Raw genomic sequence first — 17,711 nt, forward strand, 5'->3', positions numbered from 1 at the left:
GTCGCTTAAATCAAACAAAAAAGGAAAAACAATGAAATTTATCAAACTTTTAACCGCATCTTTAGTTGCTCTAAGCCTTCACGCAGCCGACAAGGACCACACTATCGTAGTTGGCGTTTCACCAGTACCACACGCTGAAATTTTAGAATTTGTAAAGCCAAAACTAAAAGATAAAGGCTACGACCTTGTTATCTCTGAAATTTCAGACTACTCTATCCCAAATGTCGCCACAGAAGATGGCAGCTTGGATGCAAATTTCTTTCAGCATTTGCCATATCTTGAGGAGCAAAACAAGGCTAGAGGCTTGCATCTTGTAAGTGTTGCAAATGTCCATGTCGAGCCACTTGGCTTTTACTCTAAAAAGATAAAAAACATAAAAGAGTTAAAAGATGGTGCAAAAGTAGCGATCGCTTACGATCCATCAAATGGTAATAGAGCACTTAGAATTTTAGAAAAAGCTGGTCTTATCGAGATCGATAAAAACGTAAAAGTTGCAACTATAAATGACATAACTAAAAATTCTAAAAATTTACAGTTTGTAGAGCTTGAGGGCGCTCAGATACCAAGAACGCTTGATGATGTCGATATCGCTGCCATTAGTACAAATTTTGTCCTTGATCTTGGCATGAGCGTGGCAAAAGACGCACTTTTGCTTGAAGACGCCAACAGTCCTTATGCTAACATCATCGTCACAAAGGCTGGCAACGAAAATAACCCTAAAATCAAAGCTTTAGTTGATGCGGTACTTAGCCCTGATACTAAAAATTTCATCATTACTCGCTACAAAGGCGAAGTTATACCTGCATTTTAAAAATGGGGCGAGCTTTCGCCCTATTTTGCTTCTACTTTTATCTGGTTTTAATAAGCTATAAACTCTCTTTATTTTTGTCAAAAAGCTTAAGCTACACTTTGCTAAAATGGCTCACTTTAAAATTTTTCAGGAATTTAAATGCTGCATGATGTTATTGATTTTATAGTTGCGAGTGTAAGTAGCTGGGGTTATGCTGGCATATTTGTGATGATGTTTTTAGAAAGCTCATTTTTTCCATTTCCAAGCGAGGTCGCGATGATACCGGCTGGCTATTTGGCGCATAAAGGTGAAATGAGTTTAATTTTGGCCTTTCTTGCAGGCACGCTTGGTAGCTTACTTGGAGCTATTTTTAACTATTATCTTTGCTACTTTTTTGGTCGCGAGATCGTTTTAAAATACGGCAAATTTGTGGGAATCACTCACGAAAAAATGGATAAATTTGAAGCATTTTTCAATAAACACGGCGAAATTTCTACATTTAACTCACGTCTGATTCCTGGCATTCGCCAATACATCAGCCTACCAGCTGGGCTTGCTAAGATGAACATTTTTAGATTTTGTCTATTTACCACACTTGGAGCTGGGATTTGGTGTGCTGTTTTGCTTGGAGTTGGCTATTTTCTAGGTTCAAATCCTAGCAAACAAACACTTTTAATAATCACGATCGCTCTTTTAGCTGTAGTTACTGTAATAAGTGTGGTTTATATAATAAGGCAAAGAAAAGCCTAAATACATATAAAAATATGTAAAATTTAGTGTATTTTATAAAATTTTTATTTGTGGTATTTAGTTAGATTTAACCTAGCAGATCGCCCTCATCTTTTCTAAATGAGTTAAATTTCTTGAAATTTTATCTAGCTCAAATTTACTGAATACTTCATTGCCAGAATAGAAAAATCTAATTTTTGGGGCCTGATCTAAAGTAGAAATTTTTAGTCCAAGTTCACTTATAAGGCGATTTATTGTCCCTTCGTTGCCATCAATTATACTTATATTTGACGGCAAAATTTCTCTTAGGCTATCTTTAAAATAGTTAAAGTGCGTGCAGCCAAGCACTAAAAAACCAAATTTACTTAGATCAAATTTGGCTAACTCTTCTTTTAAATATGATTTCACATTCTCGGTATCAAATTCCCCATTTTCAGCAAAATTTACAAGGCGCGGCAGTGCAAGTAGCTCAGTCTTATCTTTTGCGTGTAAATTTGCGATCAGCTCTTTTAATTTTGCACCATTTACGGTGACTGGAGTGGCTATGACAAGCGTTTTTAAGGCATCATTATGGCTTAAGTCATGAGCCTTTTTTACGGCTGGCTCCATGCCGATTATAGGTACATTTAAATTTGCTCTAAGCTCTTTTATCGCTACGCTTGTTGCGGTGTTACAAGCTACTACAACGGCGTTTGCGCCATTTTCTATGAGAAATTTCACCGCATCAAAGCTAAATTTTAAGATCTCATCCCTGCTCTTTTGTCCGTATGGGACATTTTTCACGTCTGCGTAATATAAAAATTCATGTTCTCTAAGCTTGCATAAAGCTTCGTTTAAGACGCTTAGCCCACCAAGTCCTGAGTCAAATATACCTATCTTCATGCCCATCCTTAAAGCCTGCAATTATAGCAAATAATATCTTTGTAAGCCGTTTTTTATTATACTTTGGCACTTTTTAAACTTGGAGTTAAATTTTGGCAGTTGATAAGATCATTTTCTATCTTTGTTCGACTTTGATCGCTATAAGCATTATTTTTTCACTATCTTTGCCAGTTTTTACGGTTTTATTTTTTAATTACGACGAATTTCACTTTTTCATCCGCCAGTTTATTGTTGGTTGTATCGGAATTTTCATTATGTGGTGGCTTTCTAGGCTCAATCCCGAAAAAACGCTTGTTTGGATAGGGTTTGGCCTTCTTATATCTTGCGGTATCGCCATGGGGCTAATGCATGCATTGCCAGCTTCAATGGTAACTGACGCTGGTGGTGCTAGACGTTGGATTAGGCTACCTGGCTTTTCGCTAGCTCCAGTTGAGTTTTTTAAAATCGGTTTTGTCTACTTCTTAGCTTGGAGTTTTACTAGAAAATTTAGTGAGGGCAAAAGGACCCTGCTAGATGAGATTAAGATACTTATGCCTTATATTATTCTTTTTGGTGTTGCAATCTTTCTTATCGCTGTTATGCAAAATGACCTTGGTCAAGTGGTCGTGCTGGCGCTTACATTTGTGACGATGGCGCTTTTTGCAGGAGCAAGTGCGAGACTTTTTAGTATCGGTATCTTAGGAGCTGCTTTTGTTATGACAGTAGCGATAGTCAGCTCTGAACATAGAATTTTACGTATAAAGTCATGGTGGGGAACGATACAAAATATGGTACTTTCTTTCTTGCCTGACAGCGTTGCAGATGTATTAAGAGTGGCTGATGCGCCAGAGCCATATCAAATTTCTCACTCATTAAACGCTATAAAGCATGGCGAATTTTTCGGCGAAGGGCTTGGCGCTGGTATCTTTAAGCTCGGCTTTTTAAGTGAGGTCCATACTGACTTTGTATTAGCTGGTATCGCTGAAGAGGTCGGTGTATTTGGTATTTTGTGTATCGTAGCTATATTTATAACACTACTTTATAGAATTTTTAGAATTTCAGCCAGAAGCGAAAATAAGGTCTATCATCTATTTACGCTTGGCGTCGGGCTTATCTTATCGTTTTCATTTTTAATGAATAGCTATGGCATAACATCGATCACGCCGATAAAGGGTATCGCGGTGCCATTTTTAAGCTATGGTGGTAGCTCAGTACTCGCGATTTGTATTGGTATTGGCATGGTTTTGATGGTTAGTAAAAGGGCAAAATTATGATTGTTATTTGCGGTGGAGGCACTGGTGGGCATTTAGCGATCGCAAGGAGCTTTTGCGAGGAGCTAAATAGACGGGATATTAAGCCCATTTTTATTGGTTCAACTAGCGGTCAAGATAAATTTTGGTTTGAAAATGACGAGAATTTTTTACAAAAATTTTTCTTACCAAGTAGTGGTGTGGTAAATAAGAGAGGCTTTGCTAAGCTAAAATCACTAACAAATATCATAAGCCTAGCGCTAAAATGCAAGCAAATTTTTAAAGAAAATGGCGTTAATGCAGTCATTAGCGTTGGTGGCTATTCAGCAGCTCCAGCAGCCATTGCGGCAATCATCTCAAAAGTACCACTTTTTATCCACGAACAAAATGCTGTAATGGGCAAATTAAATAAAATTTTAAAGCCCTACGCGAAAGGCTTTTTTAGCTCTTATGATGAAGCTTCGCCCTACCCTTATCCCGTAGCAAAGAAATTTTTTGATAGTGCAAGAGTGAGAGATGAGCTAAAGACTATTTTGTTTTTAGGAGGCTCGCAAGGTGCAAAAGCGATAAACGAGCTAGCTATAAATTTAGCTCCATATCTTAAAGAAAAAGGCATAAATATAATTCATCAATGTGGTAAAAACGGCTTTGATGAACTTAAAAAAAGATATGATGAACTTGGCTTTAATGAAACGAATTTAGAAATTTTTGAATTTAGTAAAGAGATAGAAAATAAGATGAGCAAGGCTGACCTTGCCATATCAAGAGCAGGAGCTAGCTCGCTTTGGGAGCTTTGTGCAAATGCTTTGCCATCTATCTTTGCGCCATTTCCTTATGCTGCTAGTAATCATCAGTTTTATAACGCTAAATTTTTAAAAGATAAGGGCATTGCTGAAATTTGTTTGCAAAATGGAGAAATTTTAGACAAAGACGAAGTTATAAGAATGATAGAAAATTTTGATCTAAACAAAAGCAGCAAAGCTCTAAAAGAGATCCTTTTGCCAAATGGAGCAAAAGAGATAATTGATAAAATTTTAAACTAGCTCCTCGCCTATCGCACAAGCTTTTAGTTCTTTTAGCTCAAAGATTAAGTAGTGATAAATAAGCTCATTTGTATTTAAAATTTTTGCACTAAAGACTGGTTTTATCATAGTTATTATCTTGTCAGTTATGCCCGCGATCTCCACTAGCAAAAGCTCATCTTTGCGTTGCTTTGCAGCCTTAATACAATTATAAAAGAACGTATAAATTATCTTAAAATTTTGCAAAATAACATTTGAAACTATCCTAGAATGAATATGCAAAACATTATGTATACGCTCTTGTAGAGTATTTAGCTCTTCAAGTAGTAATTTTATTTGAGTAGTGTCTGTTGTCCTAGAAAAGAGATTTTTTGCTTTATTTTTGTTTTGTATTTGATACTCTGCTACTAAAATCTCTATTATATTTAAAATGGCGACATAGCTTTCTTGTAAATTTTCATTTGCCTTAAAGCTCACACCGTTTTTCTCAATTTTATAATTTAAGCTTCTCTTTATCTGCTCCAAATAAGTACTAATGTTTTCATAATAGTCCTCTGTGTTGAAGACACTTTTAAAGAAATCGCTTTCACCTTTTAAATTTGTAAGCTTTTTTTTAAGTTCATCAGCGTTTTTATTAAACTCAACAACCCCAACTGCCAAGCCGATCTCATGTTCACTATTTTGTTCTAATGCCGTCAAACTTTCTTTTAGTACCGAAATTTGTTTTTGAATATTTTGAAAATCCATTTTTTCTCTTTTAATTTTTTTGCTTATTTTACTATAAAAATTATGAAGTTTGTCATTAAGAATTAAAAAGATGGTGCGCCCGAGAGAATTCGAATCTCTGACCTTTTGAACCGCAATCAAATGCTCTATCCAGCTGAGCTACGAGCGCACAAGAAAGTTAAGTCGAGATATTAGCCAAACTTTCCTTAAAGAAAAATTGTATTCATTTTAATTTTATAACTGTTTTAGTAAAATCCGATAAAAACAAAAGGAGTAAAAATGAATGATTTTTTCGATAGTTTAAAAGAGATAAAAAAAGAACTTACTAAAGAACAAGGTGAGATCAAAAAAACTCAAAAAGAAGCCGTTTCTCATACAAAAGAAGAGGCGATCTTGTATAAAGAAAATAAGCTAAAAAACGAATTTGCAGAGTACATTAAAGGCCAAGATATAAGAAAAATATAAATTTGGAATGCTTATTGCTAAAACATGTCATATTTTATGTGGAGTAAGCAATGAAAGTTACGCAAACATTAGAATCTCTAAGCATTTTAACTGATAATGACACTTTGTTTCGTGAGCTTAGAGATATGATAAGCAGAAATTTTACAAAAATTTTATCTAATAAAAATAAGGTTATTTCGTTTTACGAAGAGAGCGAGATCCCACAACGCAAGTGCTTTTTAAAATTTATAAAAAAACTTTATGAAAAGCAAAGTGATGATAAGCTTGATATTCGTTTTGCAAACTATAAAACCATAAAGCTTGGCTTTGTTCAAAAAAATACCCTAACTCCAGTCATTAGTCTAAACGTAAATTTTGTAAAAAATGAAGTCAAATTTGAACTAAAAGATACACTTTGCAGAGATTTTGCTAGCTATATCAGCGAGAGTCTAGTAAAAAGCAATGTTGCTTTTGGCAAAAATGATGATTTTTTAAACATCACCATCTCAAACGACAACGACATAAACACATTAAACAAACTATTCTACAAAAGAAGCTACCCAAAATTTAGCGTAAATTTTATCTATGATGAAAAAGACTACAAAGCCTTTAAACAAGGCATAAAAATAAAAAGCTCATCTAAATTTGTAAGCAGATTTTCTGTGCTTGCAAATTTACTTGAGGAAAATTTTGGGATTTTGGGTTGCAAAAAAGATGATGACTTTGAAACTATCAGACAAAGCTATCTTTCACTCGTAAATATCTATCATCCAGACAGGCACGCCAACAAAAATCCTCTCATACAAGAAGAATACGCAAAGAAATTTAAAAATATTCAATCTGCTTATGAGAGCCTAAAACCATACTTTAAAAATCAAGAAAATTTTGTGATGGTTGGCTAGAGCACAGCTTACCACGAGAGCTATTAAAGAGAGCAAAAATGAATGGTGAAATGTTTAATATATGCGCCATTATAGTTGCCACAAAGCAGGCCATAAAGTCAAATTCTTCTATCCTATATAATGGCACTAACTACGAAAATAGTATAAATTTTCACTTTCTCTCAGGCCATAGGACAAATGGCGTAAATGAGTGGTTTGAGCACGCATTAAAACTTGGATTAAGCGATGTAAGACTTACTGCAAATTTAACTGGCTCATCAGATGAACGTTTATTGCTTAGCTTTTCAAACTCTACCGCAAAATCGATCATTTGTATTTTTAAAGAGAACATGAGCTGCTTCGTGCCCTACTGGAAATACAACAAAGATCAAAGAGGCTGGGACATAACATATAAAGAATTTGGTCTTGAAAAAGATATAAATTTAGAAAATTTTAGCGACAACACAGAGGCTTTTATGGCCATACTTACCAAGATAGCGGCCTTTGCAGATGAGATAGAGTGTGAGAATTTTGGTGAGTGTTTTCGCAGGGCATTAAAATCACTTAGATCTTCAAGCAATGATGATCAAAAGATATTTAATGCACCGCTTATGCCAAAGAAAAATTTAGCCCTTTTTGCTGCGGCAAGCTTGGCTGATGTCTTTGGTGGTATGGGCTATTGGAACGACGATGCAGCGGGCATGGCACAATATAAAAAACGTGGCAAAGAGTACGAAGAGCTTAGCAACGAGCTTTTTGCGCAGATGCGAAAGGTCATACTTTTTGCTGTAAATGAGTGGTAGTTAGCCGTTTATCTGATAGACTCTTTTTCGCTGGCTTGAGCTGCCAATGTTTAGAATTTTGCGGTATTTTGTGATAGTTCGGCGAACGATTTGGATGTTAAATTTAGCTTGTATGAGCTTTTGGATTTTTAGATCAGAAAGTGGCTTTTTGTGGTCTTCGCCTTTAATGAGCTCTAGTAAAAATTCCTTTATCGCAGCGTTTGAGATCTCCTCGTCAAAGCCAGTTGAAAAGAAATTTTTAAGTGCGACCATGCCTCTTGAACAGCTTAGATATTTGTTTGCGATCGCTCTTGATATGGTTGATGGGTTGCGCCCAAGCTCGTCTGCTAGGTCTTTTAGCTTCATTGGCTTTATGTCGCCGCCCAAGAAGTAGTCATACTGATACTCAACTATCATAAGCCCTATCTTATAAAGCGTCGCTTTTCTCATCTCAAGTGCGTCTATGAGCTCGCTCGCCTCTTTTATACGTGAGCTTACAAAGGCCTCTTTCTCGTCTAATCCCTCGGTATCAACCAAAATTTCTGGATAGTACTCATCATTTATCTGCACACTTATGCCACTGCTTGTGCTTAGCACGAAGATATCAGGCACCGCCTCTTTTTCATCTTCGAGATACTCAATGGCTGGGGGATTTTTAAATTTTTTTATGATCTTTAGCGCGTCGTCGTAAAATTTTAGCTTTCTAAGCTTTTCTATGTTTTCAAAATTTAAGATGATCTTTCTTGCGCACTCTATGATCTCATCACTCGCCTCTATCTCATTTAGCTGAAACAAAAAGCTCTCTTTTACATCCTTTGCGCCAACGCCACAGGGCTCAAGGTAGGCAAATCTTGCCCTAACCCGCTCCACTTCGTCCTCATTAAAGCCAGCAAAAATTTCATCATCATAAGAAAAATATCCCTCATCATCTAAGCACTCGATAATCTTATATGCGATATCTTGTGACTTTTGCGTGGGGAAAAGTGGTGGATTTATCTGGCTAACGAGCTTTTCATAGAGGCTTTCTTTGTAGATGCTTAAAGCCTCGATACTCTCAGTAACAGAATTTCTACTGACCTGCTCGAAAAAATTTCGTTTTTTTTCGCTTTTTTCTAAATTTTTATGTTCGATCGTGGCAAATGGATTGTCTTTTATAAAAGGCTCAAGCGTCTCTTTTAGCTCATCAAGCCCGCTTTGAAGGATAGGAAGCCAGCTTCTTAGCGTTTGGTTTAGTTTGATCTTTGGTGCTAAAGTTTGCTTTTGCCTTAGCATCATCTACTCAAGCAGCTTAAATTCTTCGCCAAGATAGTGCGTTCTAACGAGCTTGTTGTTTGCTACTTCACTCGCACTGCCACTTGCTAGAAGTGAGCCATCTTTGATGACGTAGGCCCTGTCACAAATAGCTAGTGTCTCACGGACGTTGTGGTCAGTTATCAAAACGCCGATGCCTAGCTTTTTAAGGTCTCTAACGATACTTTGGATGTCGCTAACTGCGATAGGATCGACGCCTGCAAATGGCTCATCGAGCAGTAAAAATTTTGGCTTTATGATGAGACTTCTAGCGATCTCACAGCGTCTGCGCTCGCCACCACTTAGGCTAACGCCCTTTCTTAGACGAATAGGCTCAATGTTTAGCATATTTAGCATCTCATTTACTTTTTTAGAGATCTCTTCCGTATTTTGGTCTAAAATTTCAGCTCCAAGAAGTAAATTTTCTTCTACACTTAGCTCTTTAAAGATGCTTGACTCTTGCGGCAAATAGCCAATACCAAGGTGCGCTCTTTTGTGAAGCGGGACATTTGTGATCTTTTCATCATTTAAAAAGACATCTCCGCTAGTTGGCGAGATGAGCCCGCAAATCATATAAAAAGTGGTAGTCTTTCCAGCGCCATTTGGCCCAAGAAGCCCCACGACTTCGCCGCTATTTACCTCTAAAGATATACCTTTTATGATCTCACTTTTCTTAATCGTCTTTTTTAGATCTTTTACTTCTAGTTTATGCACTTATAACCTCGTATTTTCTGCCATTTTTGCTAGGAGAAATTTTTACTAATGTATAGCTCTCGCCGTTTTTCTTTAGAGCTTTTTCTAAATTTTCATCGCCCCACTCTACTAGATGAAGCCCATCTTCAAATAAATTTTCAAAAAGACCATTTTTTGCCATCCCGTCAAATCCGATCTGGTAAATGTCGTAGTGGTAGATATCTTTACCATAAATTTGCATCAAAGAAAATGTCGGCGACGTCACGCTCTCATCTATGCCATGAGCCTTGATGATCGCCTTTACAAGCGTCGTTTTGCCACTTGCTAGATCGCCACTTAGTAGCACCACGCCACTTTTTGGCAGCACCCGCACAAGCCTATCAAGCTCATTTTCTAAAAGCTCAAAAACCATCAAAGCTCTTTTACATATTCGCTTTGAGCGCTTTTTGGTATGCTTTTTGTAGTTGGGATCGCTAGCACCTCATATCTCGCCTCGCGCGTTAGAAATTTGATGCTAACCACATCGCCAACCTTAACATCTTTTGCCGCTTTTGCCTGCACGCCGTTGATGCTCACAACGCCGCTTTTGCACATATCTTCGCTAACGGCACGCCTTTTGGTGATATTTACTACGTTTAAAAATTTATCTACTCTCATGCGGCGGATTTTAACAAAAATAGCCTTAAATTTTTAATCCTTCAGATATTTTAAAAGCTCTTTTAAATTTAGAGGTATGACGCTGCCGTGCGTCTCATTTTTAAAAAGCTCAAAGTGAGAATTTACGCCACTTTGCTTTAAAATTTGGGCTAGATCGCTCGCCTTTAAAATGTCAGCTTTGTCAGTCTTGCCCTTTCTCTTTTCAAGCTCGCCAACGCTAAGAAAGACGAATTTAGCCTTTAGTTTCTCTTTAAATTTACCCTCGCTCACGTTTTGCTTTAAAATTTCAGACTCGCCCCACCAAAGAGATGGTGAAGCGATAAAGAAATTTTGAAAAATACACTCATTTTTAAGCATGGCATAAAGCGTGAAAAGACCACCAAAAGAGTGGCCATAAAGGCTTTTTTGGCTATTTTGCACGTTAAATTTCTCATCGATTAGTGGGACTAAATTTTTAGTTAAAAAGTGGTAAAACACATCTGCGCCACCACCTTTGCTAAACTCCTCACCATCTGCCTTTGTCGTGAGATCTCTTGTGCGTTTTTCTACATCGTAACTTTTGTCTGTATCATATCCTATGCCTATTATTAGTGGGGCAGATGAGCCGTCAAATTCATTTAAAAGCATATTAAACTGGGCATTTGCATCAAGCAAGAAAAGCACGTTCTTAAACTCATTTTGCCCCTTTAGCTTGGCTGTGAAAATTTTATAAATTTCATCATTTGCACTCATTTTAAAGGTTGAAATTTCAAATTTACTAGCAGCTTTCTGGCTAAGTGGCTCAGGCGTTTGGCTAGGTCCTGCATGCAAAGCCTGCGTTACACCAAGCGTAAAAAGCAAAAATTTAAACGCTCTTACCATTTTGCAGCGACCTTAAACCAAAATCTCCTGCCCTCTTGTGGATACCAGTAGTAGTTGCCGTCGTCTGCAAGCGCCTCATCGTATCTTACTTTATCAAAGATATTATAAGCATTTAGGCTAAGCGTTAGATGCTTGTTTGCATCCCAGCTTACGCCTGTATCAAATGTGAGTAAATTTTTATTATTTTCACTCACCTTATTGCCAGGGCCAAATTTCACACTAGTAAGCTTACTCTCATAGTTTGTGGTGAAGAATGTTTTTACACTCTTAATTGGTTTATAAGCAAGTGTTGCATGAAATGCATGCTCTGGGGTTGCTGTTAGGCTTTTGCCGTCAAGTCTGGCTAGATTTGTCTCACTAAATTTCATAGGGCCTCTTGGCGTATTTATAGTTGGGTTGCCAGTTTTTATCTTTGACTTATTATAGGTATAGTTTGAGCTTAGATTTAGATTTGAAAGGATGTCATAGTCGCCGCTTAACTCAACGCCCCAAACAGTCACACCTTCTATGTTAAAGTAAGTTCCCCAGCCAGGACAATTAACACTTGGCGCACCTGAGCAAGTGCCAAAGGCTGGAATTTTATTTACATTACTGTTGTCGGTGTCTAGGATCTTGTCTTTAAATTCATTTTTAAAAAGCGTTACCGAGCCTCTAAAATCAGCCTGATTGTCATAATATGCCCCAACTTCATAAGTCATGCTCTTTTCTGGTTTTAGATCTTTGTTACCAAAATCAACTATTTTCCAAGCATTTTGGATAGTGCCTACTTCTGGAGAAATTTGATTAACATTTGGCGTTTTATAGCCAGTTGCTACGCCGCCTTTTAAGCTTAGCGTATCTGTGGCATTATAGACTAGGTAGGCTCTTGGCGAGAGGTGATTGCCAAAGAATTCGTTGTGCGTGAGTCTTGAGCCAAGCGTTAAAAATAGCTTCTCATCTAAAATTTGCCACTCATCCTCGATAAATCCCGCATGCTCACTCATCGAGTAGCTTTTTGGATTTTTAAGACCATTCCTTGAGGCGTTTGAGACGATGAAGGTCGTACCAACATTTTGCTTGCTAAAGTCATAGCCAAAAGTTAGTGCGTGAGCACCAAGAAAGGTTGTAAATTTTGAATTAAAGTTGTGATTTTTGGCTTTTGCAGGTATGAGGCTGTCAAAAAGACTCGTTCTTTGTGTCTCATCATAAATGTAGCTAAGATCGGCATTTAGATTATCAAATTCGCCAAGATAGCCCACGCCATAGCTCTTTTTCTCATAGTCATAGGCGTTTAGAAGTCTATTTGTTCTAGTAGTGGCTGACTTTCCAACAGTTCTTGAGTAATCATGCCTTTCATTTGAGCCAAAGATAAAAAATTTATTGTGCTCATCTGGTGTGATCCAAAGTTTTGCACTTAAATTTCTCTTATCGCTCTTTTGATATCCGCCTTTATAGTTGTCCTCATCTCTTAGCTTTTTATAGCCCCAAAGCTGGAGTGCAAAAAGGTCTTTATAAAGAGGTAGATTTAGATAAAAGTCACCTTGCCTGCCATCACCTATGCCTTTATGCGTGTTTATAGTGGTTGAGATGCCGACATTGCCACTAAATTTTGAAAAATCTTTTTTAGTGATGATATTTATCACGCCACCAACTGCGTCGCTACCATAAAGCGAGCTCATAGGACCACGGATGACCTCTATACGCTCGATCGCCTCGGCTGGTGGGATGAAATTTGAGTTCATATCCCCTGCTCCACCCTTTGGGTTTGCGCTACTTGAATTTACCCTTTTGCCATCAATTAAAACTAGCGTTTGAGAGCTTTCCATACCGCGTATCGAGATACCGCTAGCTGGACCATCCTCGCCACCGACGACATTTACGCCTGGCACTTTCTGGGCGATTGAATGAAGTGAAGTAAAGCTATCTTTTGTAAGCTCATCACCACCTATCACGCTTATGCTCGCAGGTGCTTCTTTGATCTGCTGCGAAAAGCCACTCGCACTTATTACAACGCCATCAAGCCTTGTTTCGTTATTGTCTTTATGCTCTGCTCCAAAGAGCGAATTTGCCACGCAAGCGCTAAGGCAGATGGCAATAAATTTTGTTTTTCTCACGACTATCCTTTTAAAAATTTAATTTGAAAAAGTTTGAAATTTAACAAAGTATCTTTTAAAACAATATTAATTATCATAATTTTAAATAGTATTATTTTTTATAAAATTTTCTAAGAAAAAACTTACATTATTTATTAAATTAGTTTATTAAAAATTAATCAATTTAGGCTAAAATACGACCATTTTAACAAAAGGAAGAGCTATGAAAAAAGACGTAAAAAAAGTGGTTTTAGCATACTCTGGCGGACTTGACACAAGTATCATTTTAAAATGGCTTCAAGATGAATATAACTGCGAAGTAGTCACATTTACAGCTGACATTGGCCAAGGCGAAGAGCTAGAGCCTGCACGCAAAAAAGCCCTAGCACTTGGCGTGAAGCCTGAAAATATTTTTATAGAAGATTTAAGAGAAGAATTTGTACGTGATTATGTATTTCCAATGTTTAGAGCCAATGCGGTCTACGAGGGTGAGTATCTGCTTGGCACATCGATAGCGCGCCCACTAATAGCAAAACGCCAAAGTGAGATCGCAAGACTTGTTGGTGCTGATGGTGTGAGCCACGGAGCAACAGGCAAAGGCAACGACCAAGTTCGCTTTGAGCTTGGATACTACGCGCTTGGCGACAATCTAACTATCATAGCTCCTTGGCGTGAGTGGGATCTAAACAGCCGTGAAAAACTTTTGGCATACGCTGAGAAAAACGGCATAGATATCACTAAAAAACCAGGCAAAAGCCCATACTCAATGGACGCAAATTTACTTCACATAAGCTATGAAGGTCTAGTGCTTGAAGACCCAAGTCACGCACCAGAAGATGATATGTGGAGATGGACAGTAAGCCCAAAAGATGCTCCAGATAAGAGCGAGATCATCGAGATCGGCTATGAAAAAGGCGATCCAGTAAGCATAAACGGCAAAAAAATGAGCCCAGCTGAAATTTTAACCGAGCTAAACCGCCTTGGCGCAAAACACGGCATCGGCAGACTTGACATCGTAGAGAACCGCTCAGTTGGTATGAAGAGTCGTGGTTGCTACGAAACACCTGGTGGTACGATAATGCTAAAAGCTCACCGCGCGATCGAGAGCATCACGCTTGATCGCGGTGCAGCTCACTTAAAAGATGAGATCATGCCAAAATACGCCGAGCTAGTTTACAACGGCTACTGGTGGTCTCCTGAGCGAAATATGCTCCAAGCGCTCATCGACAAGAGCCAAGAACACGTAAATGGCTCTGTAAAAGTTGAGCTTTATAAAGGCAATGTGATCATCCTTGGCAGAAACAGCAAAGATGATAATCTATTTAGTGAGGCATACTGCACATTTGAGGAAGATAGCGTTTATGACCAAAAAGATGCAGCTGGATTTATCAAACTAAACGCACTTCGCTTTATAATCGCACGCAAAAATGGGCGAAAATTTGACTAAGAAATAAAATTTAAAAAGGATAAAAATGAAAGTATTATTAATAAAAGATGTAAAGGCACTTGGCAAAGCTGGCGAGATAAAAGAGGTAAAAGACGGCTACGGCAACAACTTCTTAATCGGCAAAGGCTTTGCAAAAGCAGCTACTCCAGACGTTCTTCGCCAATATGAAGTAGCTCAAAAAAGAAAGGCCGAAGAGCTAAAATATGAGATCGCAAATTTAGAAAAGCTTAAAGAAGAGCTTGAAAAAGTAACAGTTGTTATCAAAAAAACTCTTGGTGCAAATGGCTCACTTTTTGGCTCAGTCTCAAAAGAGGAGATCGCAGCAGAGCTTGAAAAAACTCATCATTTAGTTGTCGAGAAAAAAGCGATTGACATGGATACACATCTAAAAGCAGTCGGCCTTTATGACGTTCATGTAAAGCTTGGACACTCGATAAATGCGAGCTTGAAGGTTGATGTGCAAGGAGAGTAGATGTTTCATGCGACAACCATCTTAGCCTACAAAGGCAAAAATAAAGCTGTCATCGGCGGCGACGGACAAGTGAGCTTTGGCAACACCGTCTTAAAAGGAAATGCCGTAAAAATTCGCAAAATTCATAACGGTAAAGTCCTAGCTGGTTTTGCTGGTAGCACTGCTGATGCGTTTAATCTTTTTGATATGTTTGAGAAAAATTTAGAGCATACGAAGGGTGATTTGCTAAAAGCAGTTATAGAATTTAGCAAAGAGTGGCGCAAAGACAAGTATCTAAGAAAGCTTGAGGCGATGATGCTTGTGCTTGATAGGGATAAAATTTTCTTACTTAGTGGCACTGGAGATGTTGTCGAGCCAGAAGATGGCAAGATAGCAGCTATCGGAAGTGGTGGCAACTACGCACTTTCAGCGGCTCGTGCCTTAGATAAATTTGCCGATATCGACGAAGAAGAGCTAGTCAAAGAGAGTCTCAAGATCGCCGGCGAAATTTGCATCTATACAAATACAAACATCAAAACTTATGTTTTAGAATAAGAGAGAAAATGAACTTAACACCAAGAGAAATTGTTAAATTTTTAGATGACTATGTGATCGGTCAAAAGGACGCCAAAAAGATCATAGCGATCGCGCTTCGCAACAGATATCGCCGCATGAAGCTTGAAAAAAGCCTGCAAGATGACATCATGCCAAAAAACATTTTGATGATCGGCTCAACTGGCGTTGGTAAAACTGAGATCGCAAGGCGTCTTTCAAAGATGATGGGACTACCATTTATCAAGGTCGAGGCTAGTAAATATACTGAGGTTGGTTTTGTCGGCCGTGATGTTGAGAGTATGGTAAGAGACCTTGCTACGGCATCATATAATCTCGTAAAAAACGAGCAAAGCGAGAAAAACCAAGACAAAATCAACGCCTACATCGAAGAAAAGATTGTCTCAAAGCTACTTCCACCACTTCCAAAAGGTGCTAGCGAAGAAAAGCAAGCAGAGTACGCTAAGAGCTATGAAAAGATGCTAAATAGGCTAAGAAACGGCGAGCTTGACGAGCTAAGTATCGAGATCGAGGTACAGCAAAATCCGCTTGAAGCTGGCTCAAACGTACCACCTGATATGGCGCAGATGCAAGAGAGCTTTATAAAGATAATTGGCATCGGCGGTAAAAATATCAAAAAAGAGATGAAGGTAAAAGATGCCAAAAAAGCCCTTCAAAGCGAAGCAAATGATAAAATTTTAGACCTTGAGAGCATAAAAACTGAGGCTTTAAGAAGAGCTGAAAACGAAGGTATCATCTTTATAGACGAGATCGACAAAGTAGCCGTTGGCTCAGGTAGCTCAAATAGACAAGATCCTAGCAAAGAAGGCGTGCAAAGAGACTTGCTGCCTATCGTTGAAGGCTCAAATGTAAATACCAAATTTGGAAATTTAAAGACAGATCATATTTTATTTATCGCTGCTGGTGCCTTTCATATAAGCAAACCAAGCGATCTCATCCCTGAGCTTCAAGGCCGTTTTCCACTAAGAGTCGAGCTAGATAGCCTTGATGAGGATGCGCTTTATCAAATTTTAACTCAGCCAAAAAATTCGCTTTTAAAACAATATATCGCACTTCTTTCAACTGAAAATGTTGAGCTAGAATTTGACGATGAAGCGATAAAAGAGATAGCTAGGATCGCTCACGCAGCAAATGAAAAGATGGAAGACATCGGTGCTAGACGCCTTCACACGGTGATCGAGCGCGTGATAGAAGATATCAGCTTTGAGGCTAGCGAAAAGAGTGGCGAAAAGATAAACGTGACAAAAGAGCTCGTAAAAGAGCGCCTAAAAGACGTGGTTGAGGATCAAGACCTAGCGAGGTATATACTTTGAAATCAGGCTTTGTTAGCATCATAGGACGCACAAATGCTGGCAAAAGCTCGTTTTTAAATGCCTTATTAAACGAAAAAATCGCCATTGTCTCGCACAAGCAAAACGCAACTCGCAGAAAGATAAATGGCATCGTAATGAACGGTGAAGATCAGATCATCTTCACCGACACGCCAGGACTTCACGAGAGCAACAAGGCGATAAATCAACTACTAATTAGCCAAGCAATAAAATCGATGGGAGACTGCGATCTCATCGTATTTTTAGCGCCTATTCATGATGGCACAGAGGACTATGAGAAATTTCTAGCTCTAAATCCTGAAAAACCGCACATCTTAGTACTAACAAAAGTCGATGAGAGCTCAAACGCTAAAGTATTAGAAAAGATCACCCAATATCAAAAATTTCAAGATAAATTTACAGCTTTGCTTACCTTTAGCACCAAGCAGCCAACCTATAAAAAGCCGCTTCTTGATGAAATTTGTAAGCTTTTGCCAGAGCATGAGTATTTTTACGATCCGGAATTTCTTACTTCAACAAATGAAAAAGAAATTTTTAGAGAATTTATACTTGAAGCGATCTATGAAAATTTAAGCGATGAGATCCCTTATCTTAGTGATGCAATCATAAAAAGCGTAAAAGAAAAACCTGGCATTACTGAAATTTTTGCAAGCATCATCACTGAGCGTGAAATCCATAAAAGTATGATCATCGGAAAAAATGGCGAAACCATTAAACGAATAGGAATTTTTGCAAGAAAGTTAATACAAAATTTAACCGGATCAAAGGTCTTTTTGAAACTCGATGTAATCGTTAAAAAAGGCTGGAGTAAAGAAGAAAAGAGCCTTAATAAAATAATTGGATGTTGATTT

At 38.1% G+C, this 17,711-nt stretch carries 20 protein-coding genes and 1 tRNA gene; 12 read left to right on the forward strand and 9 right to left on the reverse strand.

What is annotated here, in order from left to right; genetic code table 11:
- Window positions 1–31 precede the first annotated feature (31 nt).
- The gene (locus CVS95_RS00260) at window positions 32–811 is read left to right on the forward strand and encodes a MetQ/NlpA family ABC transporter substrate-binding protein (protein WP_087585897.1); all 780 of its coding nucleotides are present in this window, start codon (window positions 32–34) and stop codon (window positions 809–811) included.
- Between the two features lie 138 nt (window positions 812–949).
- The gene (locus tag CVS95_RS00265; RefSeq protein ID WP_107695156.1) at window positions 950–1,540 is read left to right on the forward strand and encodes a DedA family protein; all 591 of its coding nucleotides are present in this window, start codon (window positions 950–952) and stop codon (window positions 1,538–1,540) included.
- Between the two features lie 72 nt (window positions 1,541–1,612).
- On the opposite strand, the gene murI is transcribed toward CVS95_RS00265, so the two are convergent.
- The gene (gene murI / locus CVS95_RS00270) at window positions 1,613–2,401 is read right to left on the reverse strand and encodes a glutamate racemase (protein ID WP_107695157.1); all 789 of its coding nucleotides are present in this window, start codon (window positions 2,399–2,401) and stop codon (window positions 1,613–1,615) included.
- Window positions 2,402–2,493: 92 nt separating this feature from the next.
- On the opposite strand from murI, the gene CVS95_RS00275 reads away from it, so the two are divergent.
- Window positions 2,494–3,654, forward strand: a complete 1,161-nt coding sequence (locus CVS95_RS00275; RefSeq protein WP_084041320.1) for an FtsW/RodA/SpoVE family cell cycle protein — start codon at window positions 2,494–2,496, stop codon at window positions 3,652–3,654.
- Complete coding sequence (gene murG, locus CVS95_RS00280) at window positions 3,651–4,673, forward strand: undecaprenyldiphospho-muramoylpentapeptide beta-N-acetylglucosaminyltransferase (protein WP_107695158.1); 1,023 nt, start codon at window positions 3,651–3,653, stop codon at window positions 4,671–4,673. Before CVS95_RS00275 ends, murG begins: the two co-directional genes overlap by 4 nt.
- Here murG and CVS95_RS00285 read toward each other — a convergent pair.
- Both CVS95_RS00285 and CVS95_RS00290 read right to left on the reverse strand, forming a co-directional pair.
- Window positions 4,665–5,399, reverse strand: a complete 735-nt coding sequence (locus CVS95_RS00285) for an imidazole glycerol phosphate synthase (RefSeq protein WP_107695159.1) — start codon at window positions 5,397–5,399, stop codon at window positions 4,665–4,667. The two genes, murG and CVS95_RS00285, sit on opposite strands and share 9 nt — an antisense overlap.
- Before the next feature lie 71 nt (window positions 5,400–5,470).
- A tRNA-Arg gene (locus tag CVS95_RS00290) sits at window positions 5,471–5,547 on the reverse strand.
- Between the two features lie 110 nt (window positions 5,548–5,657).
- On the opposite strand from CVS95_RS00290, the gene CVS95_RS00295 reads away from it, so the two are divergent.
- The 3 genes from CVS95_RS00295 to CVS95_RS00305 are packed head-to-tail and all read left to right on the forward strand — an operon-like array spanning window position 5,658 to window position 7,506.
- Window positions 5,658–5,843 (forward strand): hypothetical protein, encoded by a 186-nt coding sequence (locus CVS95_RS00295; protein WP_021091395.1) that lies wholly within the window; start codon window positions 5,658–5,660, stop codon window positions 5,841–5,843.
- 50 nt (window positions 5,844–5,893) lie between these two features.
- Window positions 5,894–6,724 carry an adenylosuccinate lyase gene (locus tag CVS95_RS00300; protein ID WP_107695160.1) on the forward strand — a complete coding sequence of 277 codons (831 nt, stop codon included), beginning with the start codon at window positions 5,894–5,896 and terminating at the stop codon, window positions 6,722–6,724.
- A 38-nt stretch (window positions 6,725–6,762) separates the two neighbouring features.
- Window positions 6,763–7,506, forward strand: a complete 744-nt coding sequence (locus CVS95_RS00305; RefSeq protein WP_107695161.1) for a hypothetical protein — start codon at window positions 6,763–6,765, stop codon at window positions 7,504–7,506.
- Here CVS95_RS00305 and CVS95_RS00310 read toward each other — a convergent pair whose 3' ends face one another.
- Genes CVS95_RS00310 through CVS95_RS00335 form a run of 6 tightly spaced genes read right to left on the reverse strand, consistent with a single transcriptional unit; the run spans window position 7,507 to window position 13,079 of the window.
- On the reverse strand, window positions 7,507–8,757 hold the full coding sequence (locus CVS95_RS00310) for an RNA polymerase factor sigma-54 (protein ID WP_234400023.1): 1,251 nt from the start codon (window positions 8,755–8,757) through the stop codon (window positions 7,507–7,509).
- Window positions 8,758–8,760: 3 nt separating this feature from the next.
- Window positions 8,761–9,489, reverse strand: a complete 729-nt coding sequence (lptB, locus tag CVS95_RS00315) for an LPS export ABC transporter ATP-binding protein (protein ID WP_107695163.1) — start codon at window positions 9,487–9,489, stop codon at window positions 8,761–8,763.
- Window positions 9,482–9,880: a tRNA (adenosine(37)-N6)-threonylcarbamoyltransferase complex ATPase subunit type 1 TsaE gene (tsaE, locus tag CVS95_RS00320; protein WP_107695164.1), complete on the reverse strand. Its 399-nt coding sequence runs from the start codon at window positions 9,878–9,880 to the stop codon at window positions 9,482–9,484. Before tsaE ends, lptB begins: the two co-directional genes overlap by 8 nt.
- On the reverse strand, window positions 9,880–10,125 hold the full coding sequence (locus tag CVS95_RS00325; RefSeq protein ID WP_072594226.1) for an RNA-binding S4 domain-containing protein: 246 nt from the start codon (window positions 10,123–10,125) through the stop codon (window positions 9,880–9,882). The genes tsaE and CVS95_RS00325 overlap by 1 nt, the downstream gene beginning before the upstream one ends.
- Before the next feature lie 33 nt (window positions 10,126–10,158).
- Entirely contained in the window at window positions 10,159–10,986 is an 828-nt protein-coding gene (locus CVS95_RS00330) for an alpha/beta hydrolase (protein ID WP_107695165.1), read from the reverse strand.
- Window positions 10,980–13,079, reverse strand: coding sequence for a TonB-dependent receptor domain-containing protein (locus CVS95_RS00335; RefSeq protein WP_159071249.1), 2,100 nt, complete (start codon window positions 13,077–13,079; stop codon window positions 10,980–10,982). Before CVS95_RS00335 ends, CVS95_RS00330 begins: the two co-directional genes overlap by 7 nt.
- Before the next feature lie 202 nt (window positions 13,080–13,281).
- Between CVS95_RS00335 and CVS95_RS00340 the strand changes: the two genes are divergently transcribed.
- The 5 genes from CVS95_RS00340 to era are packed head-to-tail and all read left to right on the forward strand — an operon-like array spanning window position 13,282 to window position 17,708.
- Window positions 13,282–14,505, forward strand: coding sequence for an argininosuccinate synthase (locus CVS95_RS00340; RefSeq protein ID WP_107695166.1), 1,224 nt, complete (start codon window positions 13,282–13,284; stop codon window positions 14,503–14,505).
- A 25-nt stretch (window positions 14,506–14,530) separates the two neighbouring features.
- Window positions 14,531–14,977 (forward strand): 50S ribosomal protein L9, encoded by a 447-nt coding sequence (gene rplI / locus CVS95_RS00345; protein ID WP_107695167.1) that lies wholly within the window; start codon window positions 14,531–14,533, stop codon window positions 14,975–14,977.
- Window positions 14,978–15,511, forward strand: a complete 534-nt coding sequence (gene hslV, locus CVS95_RS00350; protein ID WP_002940451.1) for an ATP-dependent protease subunit HslV — start codon at window positions 14,978–14,980, stop codon at window positions 15,509–15,511.
- Between the two features lie 8 nt (window positions 15,512–15,519).
- Window positions 15,520–16,842: an HslU--HslV peptidase ATPase subunit gene (hslU, locus tag CVS95_RS00355; RefSeq protein WP_107686360.1), complete on the forward strand. Its 1,323-nt coding sequence runs from the start codon at window positions 15,520–15,522 to the stop codon at window positions 16,840–16,842.
- Window positions 16,839–17,708 (forward strand): GTPase Era, encoded by an 870-nt coding sequence (gene era, locus CVS95_RS00360; RefSeq protein WP_107695168.1) that lies wholly within the window; start codon window positions 16,839–16,841, stop codon window positions 17,706–17,708. Before hslU ends, era begins: the two co-directional genes overlap by 4 nt.
- Window positions 17,709–17,711: the final 3 nt, after the last annotated feature.

The organism is Campylobacter concisus (genome assembly GCF_003048905.1).
Classification (GTDB): domain Bacteria; phylum Campylobacterota; class Campylobacteria; order Campylobacterales; family Campylobacteraceae; genus Campylobacter_A; species Campylobacter_A concisus_V.